The organism is Streptomyces sp. NBC_01465 (assembly GCF_036227325.1).
GTDB lineage: Bacteria > Actinomycetota > Actinomycetes > Streptomycetales > Streptomycetaceae > Streptomyces.
Genome location: NZ_CP109467.1, coordinates 6,266,631 through 6,278,858, shown reverse-complemented (window position 1 = coordinate 6,278,858; position 12,228 = coordinate 6,266,631). Strand labels below are relative to the sequence as shown.

The window sequence follows — 12,228 nt, the reverse complement described above, 5'->3', positions numbered from 1 at the left end:
CACGAGCTCCCCGACGTCGTGTCGCTGGAGCCGGTGTCCGTGCTCGCGGACGGGGTCGAGCTCGGGGACTGGAGCTGGGAGGAGTCGTCGGCCGTGGAGCTGGAGTCCGAGCTGGAGCTGGAGCTGGAGCTGGAGGAACTGTCGTCCGTGGAGCTCGAGCTGGAGGAGCTGTCGTCCGTGCTGGACGCGCTCTCCTTGCTCGGGGTGGAGCTGGGCGTGGAGCCCGTGTCCGTACCGCTCCCCGTCGTCTCTGCCGCGTCCGCCTGCATCGTGCCGACCAGCGCCGCCACCGCCGCCGTGCCGGCCAGCGCGGTCGCTGCCGTCACCGCCGCTATCCGGCGCCTTCCTCTGCTCACCCGGCCCGTCATCACTCTCCCGTCCGAGCGACAAGGGCTGTCGCTCCACGCCCTACGGTGGGCGCTTCAGATGAGAGCAGGCTGAGACAGCAGTGATCCCGGGATGAGCATTCCGCCCATCCCGGGAAAACCAGACATTTAGCCTACGAGGCGTGCGATCGCTTCCTCGACCGTGAGCTCCTCGCGCTCGCCCGTACGGCGGTCCTTCAGCTCCAGGACGCCCTCGGACGAGCGGCGGCCCGCCACCAGGATCTGCGGTACGCCGATGAGCTCCGCGTCCGTGAACTTCACGCCCGGCGAGACACCGGGACGGTCGTCGACCAGGACCCGCACGCCCGCGGCGCCCAGCTTCTCGGAGACGTCCAGGGCCAGCTCCGTCTGGAGCGCCTTGCCCGCCGCGACGACGTGCACGTCGGCCGGGGCGATCTCCTTGGGCCACGCCAGGCCCTTGTCGTCGGCGGTCTGCTCGGCGAGGGCCGCGACCGCGCGCGAGACGCCGATGCCGTACGAGCCCATGGTCACGCGGACCGGCTTGCCCTGCTGGCCGAGCACGTCGAGCTGGAAGGTGTCCGCGTACTTGCGGCCCAGCTGGAAGATGTGGCCGATCTCGATAGCGCGGTCCAGCGTGAGGCCGGTGCCGCAGTTCGGGCAGGGGTCGCCCGCCTCGACCACGACGACGTCGAGGTAGTCGTCGACCTCGAAGTCACGGCCCGCGACGACGTTCTTCGCGTGCTTGCCCTCCTTGTTGGCGCCGGTGATCCAGGACGTGCCGGCCGCGATGCGCGGGTCGGCGATGTAGCGGACCTTGTCCAGGCCCTGGGGGCCGACGTAGCCGCGTACGAGATCCGGACGGCCCTCGAAGTCCTCGGCCGTGACCAGCTCCACGACCGCCGGGGCCAGCTGCTCCTCCAGCTTGCCGAGGTCGACCTCGCGGTCGCCGGGGACGCCGATGGCGACGATCTCGCCGTCGATCTTCACCAGGAGGTTCTTGAGGGTCGCGGAGGCCGGGACGCCGAGGTGGGCGGCCAGGGTCTCGATCGTCGGGGTGTCGGGGGTGTCCAGCTCCTCCACCGCGCCCGGGGCCTCGGCTGCGGCGACCGCGGCCTTGAAGGTGACGGCCTCGGTATTGGCGGCGTAGTCGCAGTTCGGGCAGTCGGCGAAGGTGTCCTCGCCGGCCGCCGCGGGGGCCAGGAACTCCTCGGAGGCCGAGCCGCCCATCGCGCCGGAGACGGCGGAGACGATGCGGTGGTCGAGGCCGAGGCGCGTGAAGATCTTGATGTACGCGGCGCGGTGCAGCGCGTACGACTCGGCGAGGCCCTCGTCCGTGGTGTCGAAGGAGTACGAGTCCTTCATCTGGAACTCACGGCCGCGCAGCACGCCGGAGCGCGGACGCGCCTCGTCGCGGTACTTCGTCTGGATCTGGTACAGCATCACCGGCAGGTCCTTGTAGGACGAGCACTGGTCCTTGACCGTCTGCGTGAAGATCTCTTCGTGCGTCGGGCCGAGCAGGTAGTCCGCGCCCTTGCGGTCCTTGAGGCGGAAGAGCAGGTCGCCGTACTCCTCCCAGCGGCCGGACGCCTCGTAGGCCTCCTTGGGCAGGAGGGCGGGGAGGAGGACCTCCTGGGCGCCGATGGCGTCCATCTCTTCCCGTACGACACGGGTGATGTTGTCGAGGACCTTCTTGCCCAGGGGCAGCCAGGTCCAGATGCCGGCCGCGTTGCGGCGGACGTAGCCGGCGCGGACCAGCAGCTTGTGGCTGAGTGTCTCGGCGTCCGCCGGGTCGTCGCGCAGTGTCTTGACCATCAACTTGGACATGCGCTGGACCTGGGCCATGGTGACAACTCCTGCTTGCGAATCGGTGATAGCAGGAGGTTAGCCGGGGGGCGGGCGGCTGCGGTAATTGGTTAACGGCGGCGGAGCGGCAGCGGGGCGCCCATCACCGCGTACGGGAGCGCCGCCGAGGGGAAGTGGACCTGCTCGGCCAGGTCCTCGTAGCCCAGCTTCCGGTAGAGCCCGCGGGCCGGGGACTCGGTGTCGATCGCGGAGAGGATCGAGCGCGGCTGCTCGGCGCTGTCGGTGATCTGGGTGATCAGGCGGCGGCCTGCGCCCCGGCCCTGGAAGTCGGGGTGGACGTGCAGTTCGGTGATGACGAACGAGTCGTCGAGCCAGTCGGCGGCGCCGTTGGTACGCAGGTAGGGCTCGACGACGGTGGACCACCAGTGGTTGCGGTCGTTGGGCATGCCGTAGACGAAGCCGACCAGCCGGCCGTCGAGGGAGGTCGCGCCGAGCGCGCGAGCACCGGGGTTGAGGAGGTGCCGCAGCACGATGTGGCGGCGGACGCCGACCTCGTCCGCGCTGAGCCCGAAGGCGAGGGCCTGTACGGCGAGGGCCTCGTCCACGCGCTCGGCGAGGTTGACCGGACCGACCACGACGTCATCCACCATGCCCGGCACCTTATGTCAGGGCGCGGTCAGTACGCCTCGAAGCCGTCGCGGAAGACCGGAAGCTTCTCGCCGGCCTCGACGGGCAGGTGAAATCGGTTCTGCCGGGGCGGCATCGGGCAGTTGTACTGGATCGAGAAGCCGCACGGCGGGACGAAGGCGCGGTTGAAGTCGAGGACGACCCGGCTGCTGCCCTCCTCGCGGTGGACGAAGAGGAAGCGCCCGGCGCCGTACGTGGAGACGCCGTTGGTGGGGTCGCCGAAGACCAGCAGCAGCGTCCCGTCGTCGTCGAAGGCGCTGAGCGTGTACGGGGTGGAGTCCACGGTGAGCGTGATGTCGCCGGGGACGACGAGCTCACGGGTGCCGCCGTTGTCGCGGATGTGCTCGAAGGAGACCTTGCGGGCGTCGGCGACCGGCGTGTAGTCGGCCTCCAGGACCCATGCGGGGTCGTACGGGAAGACGTCCGTGCGCTCGAAGTGCTCGATGGCCGGGGACTTCGCGTCCCAGAAGCGCAGCGCGAACTCGGGCTCGCCGGTGACGATGTCGGTGCGCTCGACGGTGGTGACGGTCACGCTCGACGGCTGCCCTTCGAGGGCGGCTTCGGTGTCGGGGCGCTCGCCTGCGGGCAGCCAGCGGGTCTCGACGAGGGCGAGGTTGCCCTGGGGTGCGGTGAGCGAGCGCAGGCGCTCGGCCTGCCACTGGTCCCAGGACTGCTCGGCGGGTGTCTTCTCGGCCATGTCGTACTCGCTCACATCGGTAGTGCTTCAGAACAGGACACTCATGAACGCGCCGGTCTCCCGGAAGCCGACGCGGCGGTAGGAGGCGCGGGCGGCGGTGTTGAAGTCGTTCACGTACAGGCTGACGACCGGGGCGACGTCGGCGAGCGCGAAGTTCAGTACGGCCGCCATGCCGGTCTCGGAGAGCCCGCGGCCGCGGTACTCGGGGGCGACCCAGACGCCCTGGATCTGGCAGGCCCGTACGGTGGCGGCACCGATCTCCGCCTTGAAGACGACCCTGCCGTCCTCGATCCGGGCGAACGAGCGGCCCGCGCCGACCAGTTCGGCCACCCGCGCCTGGTAGAGCAGCCCGCCGTCACCGGCCAGCGGGGAGACGCCGACCTCCTCGGTGAACATGGCGACACAGGCCGGCATGATCACCTCCATCTCGTCCTTGCGGATGCGGCGGACCAGCGGATCGGGCCTGACCTCGGGCGAGGGCTGTTCGGTGACCATCAGGGGCTGGTGCGCGCGGACGTCGCGGGCGGGGCCCCAGTTCGGCTCCAGGAGCTTCCAGAGCAGGGAGGTCGGCTCGGCGGGGCCGACGATGGAGGAGCAGCGGCGGCCGCTGCGGCGGGCCCGGTCGGCGAAGGCGCGGACGGCGTCGGGGGTGGCGCAGATGGGGACGAGGTTCGCCCCGGAGTAGCAGAGGGAGCGGAGCCGGCCGTGTTCGTACCAGCCCCACATCTCACCGCCGAGCCGCCAGGGATCGAGCCCGGCGACCTGCACGCGGGAGGTCACGAAGGCGTTCGCGACGGGCTCGCTGTGGAGGATGGCGAGCGCGGCGTCGAGGTCGCTGGGTTCGAGGACCCGGGTGGCGGTATGCGTCAACACAAGGGGCCTCACCAAACGGTCTGCTGATCTCCGAACTGTACCTGGCGCGTCTGAGCCCCGCCCGGAGTACCGGACGGGGCTCGGACACCTGAAGCCGTGTGTCAGCTGATGGAGACCTCGGGCTCACCGGACATGACGCCGTCCTTCTCCATCTGCTCGGCGATCTTCATCGCTTCCTCGATGAGCGTCTCGACGATCTTCGACTCGGGGACGGTCTTGATGATCTCGCCCTTGACGAAGATCTGCCCCTTGCCGTTGCCGGAGGCGACACCGAGGTCGGCCTCGCGGGCCTCGCCGGGGCCGTTGACGACGCAGCCCATGACGGCGACGCGCAGCGGCACCTCCATGCCCTCGAGTCCGGCGCTGACCTGGTCGGCGAGCTTGTAGACGTCGACCTGGGCGCGGCCGCAGGAGGGGCAGGAGACGATCTCCAGGCGGCGCTGCTTGAGGTTCAGCGACTCCAGGATCTGGAGCCCGACCTTGACCTCTTCGGCGGGCGGCGCGGAGAGCGAGACGCGGATGGTGTCGCCGATGCCCTCGGAGAGCAGGGCGCCGAAGGCGACCGCGGACTTGATGGTGCCCTGGAAGGCGGGACCGGCCTCGGTGACGCCCAGGTGCAGCGGGTAGTCGCAGGCGGCCGCGAGCTGGCGGTAGGCGTTGACCATGACGACCGGGTCGTTGTGCTTGACCGAGATCTTGATGTCGCCGAAGCCGTGCTCCTCGAAGAGGGACGCCTCCCAGAGCGCGGACTCGACCAGCGCCTCGGGCGTGGCCTTGCCGTACTTCTTCAGCAGGCGCGCGTCGAGGGAGCCCGCGTTGACGCCGATACGGATCGGGGTGCCGGTGTCGCGCGCGGCGTGCGCGATCTCCTTGACCTTGTCGTCGAACTGCTTGATGTTGCCCGGGTTGACCCGGACCGCGGCGCAGCCGGCGTCGATGGCGGCGAAGACGTACTTCGGCTGGAAGTGGATGTCCGCGATGACCGGGATCTGCGACTTCGAGGCAATGGTCTTCAGCGCGTCGGCGTCGTCCTGCGTCGGACAGGCGACCCGGACGATCTGGCAGCCGGAGGCCGTCAGTTCGGCGATCTGCTGCAGCGTCGCGCCGATGTCGGAGGTACGCGTGGTGGTCATGGACTGCACGGAGACGGGGGCGTCACCGCCGACGGCGACCGTGCCGACCTGGATCTTGCGGCTGACCCGTCGTTCGGCGAGCTTGGTCGGAACGGCCGGCATTCCGAGAGAAATCGCAGTCATGCGCAGTGCATCCCCAAGGTGTGGATCGAGGTCCCGAGATCAGCGGGCTTCGGCTTCCGAGATTACGTCACCGGAGGGCGCGGCAGCGCACTGCGGTCGGGAATCCCCCCAAACGTGAACGGCCGGACACAAAACGTGTCCGGCCGTCCCCAAGTGTTCTTTCCTAGGTGATTTTGACGGGATTGACGATGTCCGCCACGAGCACCAGGACGGTGAAGCAGATGAAGATCCCGGCAACGACGTAGGCGACGGGCATCAGCTTCGCCACGTCGAATGGGCCCGGGTCGGGGCGCTTGGTGAGGCGGGCGAGGTTGCGCCGCAGCGACTCCCAGAGCGCTCCCGCGATGTGCCCGCCGTCGAGGGGCAGCAGCGGCAGCATGTTGAAGAGGAAGAGGGAGAGGTTGAAGCCCGCGAGGAGGAACAGCATCATCGCGATCTGGTTCTCGGCGGGGACGTCCAGGGTCATGACCTCGCCGCCGATGCGGGCCGCGCCGACGACTCCGACCGGGGAGTCGGCCTTGCGGTCGCCGCCGTCGAAGGCCGCGTTCCAGAGGTCGGGGATCTTGGTCGGGAGGGCGATGATCGAGTCGACGCCGTTGGAGATCATGTCGCCCATGCGGCTGACGGAGTCGCCGAAGGAGAGGGGCTGGATCTCGGAGGCCGGCGAGTATCCGAGGAACCCGGCCGGTACGTACTCCCCGGGCACGGCGTCGCCGTTGGAGTCCTTCTTGTTCACCGTGTTCTTGGCCAGGACCGGGTGCAGGTCGATCCGCTTGCCGTCGCGCTCGACCGTGACGGTGGCCTTGCCGATCGTGGCGCGGATGTGGTCCGAGAGCTCCGACCACTTGGTCACCGGGGTCCCGTTGAAGGCCACGATCTTGTCGCCGACCTGCAGGCCGGCGGCCTTGGCGGGCGAGGCCGCGTCGCCCTTCTTGCAGGTTTCACGGTTCTCGCTCGCCGAGATCACGCAGTTCGAGACGCTGGCGACCTTGGTGGTGCTGGTCTGGAAACCGAAGCCCATCGCAACGCCCATGAAGATCACCACGGCGAGGATCAGGTTCATGAACGGACCGGCGAACATCACGATGACGCGCTTCCACGGCTTGCGCGTGTAGAAGAGGCGGGTCTCGTCGCCCGGCTGCAGTTCCTCGAAGGCCGCCGAGCGGGCGTCCTCGATCATGGAGCGGAACGGCGAGGACGAGCGGGCCTCGATCTTGCCGTCGGGGCCCGGCGGGAACATCCCGATCATGCGGATGTAGCCGCCCGCGGGGATCGCCTTGACCCCGTACTCCGTGTCGCCCTTCTTGCGCGACCAGATCGTCGGGCCGAAGCCGACCATGTACTGCGGTACGCGGATGCCGAAGAGCTTGGCCGTCGACAGGTGACCCAGCTCGTGCCAGGCGATCGAGAAGAGCAGCCCGAAGGCGAAAATGACGATGCCGAGGACCGACAACAGAATCGTGGTCATGCGCGAGCCTCCGCTGTGGCCTTCTGGGCGAGTTCACGGGCCCGGGCGCGTGCCCAGGTCTCCGCTTCCAAGACGTCCGCGACCGTCAGAGAAGTTCCCGCTGTCGGGGTTCCGTGCTCGGTCACGACCGCTGTGACCGTATCCATGATGCCGTTGAACGGAAGCCGCCCCGCGAGGAACGCCTCCACGCACTCCTCGTTCGCCGCGTTGAAGACGGCCGGCGCCGTGCCTCCCAGGCCGCCGACGTGGCGGGCGAGGCCGACCGACGGGAAGGCCTCGGTGTCCAGCGGGAAGAACTCCCAGCTGGAGGCCTTCGTCCAGTCGAAGGCGGGCGCCGCGTCCGGGACGCGCTCCGGCCAGCCGATGCCGATCGCGATGGGGCCGCTCATGTCGGGCGGGGTGGCCTGGGCGAGGGTCGAGCCGTCGGTGAACTCGACCATGGAGTGCACGTAGGACTGCGGGTGGACGACGACCTCGATGCGGTCGAAGGGGATGTCGTAGAGGAGGTGCGCCTCGATGACCTCCAGTCCCTTGTTGACCAGGGTGGCCGAATTCACGGTGATGATCGGGCCCATCGCCCAGGTCGGGTGCGCGAGCGCGTCCTCGACGGTGACGTCCGCGAGTTCCGACCTCGTACGGCCGCGGAAGGGACCTCCCGACGCGGTGACGACCAGCTTCCGTACGTCGGCGCGCTTTCCGGCGGCCAGGGCCTGGAAGAGCGCGGCGTGCTCGGAGTCGACCGGGATGATCTGGCCGGGCTTGGCGAGGGCCTTCACCAGGGGGCCGCCGACGATCAGCGACTCCTTGTTGGCGAGGGCGAGCGTGCGGCCCGCTTCGAGAGCGGCGAGCGTGGGGGCCAGGCCGATCGATCCGGTGATCCCGTTGAGCACGGTGTGGCAGTCGGAGGCCGCGAGCTGGGTGGCGGCGTCGGGGCCGGCCAGGATCTCGGGCAGCGGATCGTTTCCGTACTGCGCGCGCAAGGCCTCGCGCAGTGCGGGCACGGTGTCCTCGCGGGCGACGGCGACGGTACGGACACCGAGCTGCCGCGCCTGCTCGGCGAGGAGAGCGACCCGGCCTCCCGCGGCGGAGAGCGCGGTGACGCGGAAGCGGTCGGGGTTGCGGAGGACCAGGTCGATGGCCTGGGTGCCGATGGACCCGGTGGAGCCGAGGACGACGATGTCCCGGCTTCCTTCGGACGCGTCGAAGGCGATGTGCGGGTCGGCGAGGGGGGCAGGGCTGTCGCTCATGCCCCCATTCTTGCCGCATCGACTGTGCGGAATGACAGGGGCGTCAGTTCTTGGCCGCCTGGAATTTCTTCCACTGCGCGTCGACGATCTCCTGCGGCACTCCCCCGATGTCCTTCGTGGAGAGGATCGAGGCGCGGAAGGAGAGGGTGGTGGAGCCGGAGCGGGCGACGGTGAGGTAGCGGTAGAGCTTCAGTTCGCCCTTGACGTCGAGGACCGTGAAACGGAAGGCCTTGGCCTCGTCGCCGATGGCCGGGGCCTTGAGCGTCTCGACCTTGAGGTACTTCCCCTTGGCGACGGCCCGCTCCTCGGTGAAGCCTGCCGCGCAGGCCGTGCCGGCCTTGGTGAGGGCCTGCATGACGCGGGCCGCGTTTCCTTCGGCGTACGTCCTGAGCTGGACGTCGACGCTCTCGCCGAGCATCTCGTCGGGCTTGTCGACGGTGCGGTTGACCTCGGCGACGGGGGCGCCGTACTGGCCGCTGGCCTCCTTGAGGCTGACGAGCGGCTGGCAGACCTCGGGGTCTGCGGTGTACTCGTCGCTGAACGGGCCGTCGAGGGCGGGTTCGGAGGCGGTGTACGGGCCGACGGGCTCGCCGTCGGTGAGGGAGGCTGCGGTCAACCGGGCCTTGGTGAGCGGTGCGGGGGCCTTGACGCTCTTGGACGCGGACGGCTTGGCGTCGGCCTTGTCCTTGCTGTCGCCGCCGCATGCCGCTGCTCCTGCGCAGAGCACGGCCACGAGTGCGCCGGCCGCTGCGCGTCGTCTGTGGTGCTGGTTCATGTGTCTGGCTCCCCGCCCCTGAAGTCTGATCAACTGGCGTCGATCAGAGACCGATTGTAGGGACGGGACGAGGAGGTCCGGTGGAGCATTTTCTGCGCCCCGAGGGGACGCCGCCGACGAATGGATACAGCCACGCGGTCGCTTTCAGCGGGAAGTCCGTCGCCGTCTCCGGCCAGGTGCCGGTGGATGCGGAGGGGCGGATCGTCGGCGAGGGCGATGCCGAGGCCCAGATACGGCAGGTGTTCGTGAATCTGCGGGCTGCGCTGGCCGGGGCGGGCGCGGAGCTCGCCGACGTCGCCAAACTCACCGTCTTTCTCACGGACTTGGCCGATCTGGGGGCGTTCCGGAAGGTGCGGGACGAGTTCATCGACGTCGAACGGCCGCCCGCCTGCTCGCTGGTGCAGGTGGTGGGGCTGGTCCATCCGGCGTTCCGGGTGGAGATCGAGGCGCTCGCCGCACTCCCCGCGTAACCCGGTTACAAACGTTCCCGTATATCGTGGTGGCATGAGTGAACCCGCCGGTCTGCGCGAGCGCAAGAAGGACCGCACCCGCCAGCTCCTCTCCGACACCGCCATCGAGATGTTCCTGGCCGACGGCTTCGACCGGGTGGGCGTCGCCGACATCGCGGCCGCGGCCGAGGTCTCCAAGCCGACGCTCTTCCGCTACTTCGCGTCCAAGGAGGACCTCGTCCTCCACCGGTTCGCCGATCACCAGGGCGAGTCGGCCGGGGTCGTGCGGGACCGCGAGGCCGGCGACACTCCGCTGCAGGCGCTGCACCGGCACTTCCGGGCGGGACTCGACGCGCACGATCCGGTCACCGGGCTCTGCGACCACCCGCAGGTACTGGCCTTCCACCGGCTGGTGTTCGACACCCCGAGCCTGACGGCCAGGGTCGCCGAGTACGCCGCGGCGGACACCGAGGCACTGGCCGGGGCGCTGGCCGAAGCGCCCGGCACGGCGTCGGGGCCGCTCGCCCACTCGCTGGTGGCCGCGCAGTTCATCGTCGTACGGCAGATGCTCGCCCGGAGGAACTGGGCCGAGCTGGCGGGCGGCCGCAGTGTCCGTCAGGTGCACCCCGAGGCCGTGGCCGCCGCCGAGCTGGCGTTCTCGCTGCTCAGTGACGGGGCATCCAGTCACGGCTACTGAGGATGTCGAGCCGTGACACCGCCCGGGTCAGGGCGACATAGAGCCGGTTGAGGCCGCGGGTCTCCGCTTCGACGATGTCGGCCGGCTCCGCGACGATCACGTGGTCGTACTCCAGGCCCTTGACCGTCGAGACCGGCATGACGGTCAACCTCTCGCCCCCTACGGGCAGTTGTGCGCCGACGAGCGCCGCCGTCACGCTCTCCGTGAGCACGTCCGGGACCAGTACGCCGATCGATCCCTCGTGGCCGAGCGCCTCGCGCGCCGCCTCGACGACCGCCTTCTCGAGGTCGGTGACGTCGGTGGTGCGCAGCCGGCCGTCGGTACGGAAGGAACGAGTCGCGGGGACGTCCACGTGCAGCTCGGCCAGGAGCTCGTTGGCCAGCTCCACCACCGCGGCCGGCACCCTGAACCCGGTGGTCAGGGCGATCACCTGCGCCTGCGGCTTGCCCAGGAGCTCCAGTTGTTCGGTCCAGGAGCGGGCCGCCCAGGGCGCGGTGCCCTGGGCGAGGTCGCCGAGGACGGTGATCGAGCCGTGCTCACTGCGGCGGGCGACCGCGCGGCACTGCATCGGGGACAGGTCCTGGGCCTCGTCGATGATCACGTGTCCGTAGCCGGCGGGCCGCTCGATCAGGCCTGAGAGTTCGTCGAGGAGTACGGCGTCGGCCGCCGTCCACTTCGCGCTCTTGAAGGAGCGCGGCCGCTTGGGCCACCGGAGGGCTGCCAGCTCCTGCGGCGGTTCGCAGAGAAACTCGAAGAGCACCTGCTCCGGTTTGACCGTCGGCCACACCTCGTCGAGGAAGGGCGTCACCCTACGGCCCGTCCGCTGCACCCAGGCCGCGTTGACCGGCAGCGCGCGCCGCTCCGCCTGCAGTTGCATCAGCGCCACGATCCGCGACCGGACGCGCTCACGGCCGACGCTGTACGGGACCGCCGCGCGCACGGTGTCGTCGACGATGCGGCGCAGGTCGTCCGCGTCCACGCGCCAGACGAACGCACCGTCCCGGACGGCGACGGGCTCGGTGGGCTTGGTGATCCGGCCGTAGAGCACGGTGCGCAGCGCCTGCGCCATGCCGGCGCCGTGCTTGATGACGGCGGCCTCTTCGCTGTCGGTGCCGAGGACGGGGCCGCGCGCCAGGAACTCCTCCATGGTGCTCTGTTCGACGTCGACCTCGCCGAGCGCGGGGAGCACGGCCGAGATGTATCCGAGGAAGGCCCGGTTCGGGCCCAGCACCAACACCCCTGCGCGCTGGAGCCGTTGGCGGTGGGAGTAGAGGAGATAGGCCGCCCGGTGCAGTCCGACGGCGGTCTTCCCCGTGCCCGGTGCGCCCTGGACGCAGAGGGACTCCTCCAGGCGGGCGCGGACCAGGTCGTCCTGTTCGGGCTGGATGGTGGCGACGATGTCGCGCATCGGGCCGACCCTGGGGCGCTCGATCTCGGCCGCCAGGAGCTTGCTGCTCGTCTCCGCTCCGTCCGCCAGGAGCTCGTCCTCGAACCCGGTCAGCTCCGTACCCGAACCGGACCAGCCGAAGCGGCGGCGTACGGCCACGCCTTGCGGGTCGCGGCCGCTCGCCTGGTAGAAGACCTTCGACACCGGTGCGCGCCAGTCGATCACCACGGGCAGCGCGCCCGTCTCGCCGGAGATGTGCCGCCGGCCGATGTGGTGGCTGCGGCCGCCGTGCTCCCCGGAGTCGAAGTCCAGGCGCCCGAAGAACGGCGGCCCGTCGGGCTCCTCGCTCATCTCCTTGGCCAGGCTCTTCAGATACCGGCCGAGCCGCTCGGCGCCGAAGCGGTCGGCGGAGACGGTCTCGCCCGCGATGACGTTCTCGTGGGCCCCCTCCAGCATCCGGCGCAGTCCGGCCCTGCACCGCTCTACGTATGCGCGCTCCTGGTCGAGTTCCTTCATCCAGCACCCCCTGAACAACTTTAACC

12 protein-coding genes are annotated in these 12,228 nt (G+C 69.9%); 3 read left to right on the top strand and 9 right to left on the bottom strand.

Going from position 1 to position 12,228, the window contains the following annotated elements; translation table 11 throughout:
• Positions 1-18: 18 nt before the first annotated feature.
• Complete coding sequence (locus OG707_RS29645) at positions 19-441, top strand: hypothetical protein (protein WP_329123637.1); 423 nt, start codon at positions 19-21, stop codon at positions 439-441.
• A gap of 53 nt (positions 442-494) precedes the next feature.
• Here OG707_RS29645 and OG707_RS29640 read toward each other — a convergent pair whose 3' ends face one another.
• The 8 genes from OG707_RS29640 to OG707_RS29605 form a co-directional block, all read right to left on the bottom strand.
• Positions 495-2,189, bottom strand: a complete 1,695-nt coding sequence (locus OG707_RS29640; protein ID WP_329123635.1) for a proline--tRNA ligase — start codon at positions 2,187-2,189, stop codon at positions 495-497.
• Between the two features lie 71 nt (positions 2,190-2,260).
• Positions 2,261-2,800, bottom strand: a complete 540-nt coding sequence (locus OG707_RS29635; RefSeq protein WP_329123633.1) for a GNAT family N-acetyltransferase — start codon at positions 2,798-2,800, stop codon at positions 2,261-2,263.
• A 26-nt stretch (positions 2,801-2,826) separates the two neighbouring features.
• Entirely contained in the window at positions 2,827-3,534 is a 708-nt protein-coding gene (locus OG707_RS29630; RefSeq protein ID WP_329128047.1) for a DUF1684 domain-containing protein, read from the bottom strand.
• 27 nt (positions 3,535-3,561) lie between these two features.
• Positions 3,562-4,404, bottom strand: coding sequence for a GNAT family N-acetyltransferase (locus OG707_RS29625; protein WP_329128045.1), 843 nt, complete (start codon positions 4,402-4,404; stop codon positions 3,562-3,564).
• A gap of 104 nt (positions 4,405-4,508) precedes the next feature.
• Positions 4,509-5,663, bottom strand: a complete 1,155-nt coding sequence (ispG, locus tag OG707_RS29620) for a flavodoxin-dependent (E)-4-hydroxy-3-methylbut-2-enyl-diphosphate synthase (RefSeq protein ID WP_329123631.1) — start codon at positions 5,661-5,663, stop codon at positions 4,509-4,511.
• Positions 5,664-5,826: 163 nt separating this feature from the next.
• A complete protein-coding gene (locus tag OG707_RS29615) occupies positions 5,827-7,131 on the bottom strand; it encodes a M50 family metallopeptidase (RefSeq protein WP_329123629.1) in 1,305 nt (434 codons plus the stop codon).
• Positions 7,128-8,378 (bottom strand): 1-deoxy-D-xylulose-5-phosphate reductoisomerase, encoded by a 1,251-nt coding sequence (gene dxr, locus OG707_RS29610; RefSeq protein ID WP_329123626.1) that lies wholly within the window; start codon positions 8,376-8,378, stop codon positions 7,128-7,130. The genes OG707_RS29615 and dxr overlap by 4 nt, the downstream gene beginning before the upstream one ends.
• A gap of 43 nt (positions 8,379-8,421) precedes the next feature.
• Positions 8,422-9,153, bottom strand: a complete 732-nt coding sequence (locus OG707_RS29605; RefSeq protein WP_329123624.1) for a hypothetical protein — start codon at positions 9,151-9,153, stop codon at positions 8,422-8,424.
• A gap of 80 nt (positions 9,154-9,233) precedes the next feature.
• Between OG707_RS29605 and OG707_RS29600 the strand changes: the two genes are divergently transcribed.
• Positions 9,234-9,623 carry a RidA family protein gene (locus OG707_RS29600; protein WP_329123622.1) on the top strand — a complete coding sequence of 130 codons (390 nt, stop codon included), beginning with the start codon at positions 9,234-9,236 and terminating at the stop codon, positions 9,621-9,623.
• A gap of 34 nt (positions 9,624-9,657) precedes the next feature.
• Positions 9,658-10,299, top strand: coding sequence for a TetR/AcrR family transcriptional regulator (locus OG707_RS29595; RefSeq protein WP_329123619.1), 642 nt, complete (start codon positions 9,658-9,660; stop codon positions 10,297-10,299).
• Here the strand turns inward: OG707_RS29595 and OG707_RS29590 are convergent.
• Positions 10,268-12,202: a HelD family protein gene (locus OG707_RS29590; RefSeq protein ID WP_329123618.1), complete on the bottom strand. Its 1,935-nt coding sequence runs from the start codon at positions 12,200-12,202 to the stop codon at positions 10,268-10,270. The two genes, OG707_RS29595 and OG707_RS29590, sit on opposite strands and share 32 nt — an antisense overlap.
• Positions 12,203-12,228: the final 26 nt, after the last annotated feature.

Coding starts and splice junctions, on each gene's coding strand:
- OG707_RS29630 (WP_329128047.1), bottom strand. CDS start 3,534: ATGGCCGAGAAGACACCCGCCGAGCAGTCCTGGGACCAGTGGCAGGCC.
- OG707_RS29640 (WP_329123635.1), bottom strand. CDS start 2,189: ATGGCCCAGGTCCAGCGCATGTCCAAGTTGATGGTCAAGACACTGCGC.
- OG707_RS29605 (WP_329123624.1), bottom strand. CDS start 9,153: ATGAACCAGCACCACAGACGACGCGCAGCGGCCGGCGCACTCGTGGCC.
- OG707_RS29590 (WP_329123618.1), bottom strand. CDS start 12,202: ATGAAGGAACTCGACCAGGAGCGCGCATACGTAGAGCGGTGCAGGGCC.
- OG707_RS29595 (WP_329123619.1), top strand. CDS start 9,658: ATGAGTGAACCCGCCGGTCTGCGCGAGCGCAAGAAGGACCGCACCCGC.
- dxr (WP_329123626.1), bottom strand. CDS start 8,378: ATGAGCGACAGCCCTGCCCCCCTCGCCGACCCGCACATCGCCTTCGAC.
- OG707_RS29635 (WP_329123633.1), bottom strand. CDS start 2,800: ATGGTGGATGACGTCGTGGTCGGTCCGGTCAACCTCGCCGAGCGCGTG.
- ispG (WP_329123631.1), bottom strand. CDS start 5,663: ATGACTGCGATTTCTCTCGGAATGCCGGCCGTTCCGACCAAGCTCGCC.
- OG707_RS29615 (WP_329123629.1), bottom strand. CDS start 7,131: ATGACCACGATTCTGTTGTCGGTCCTCGGCATCGTCATTTTCGCCTTC.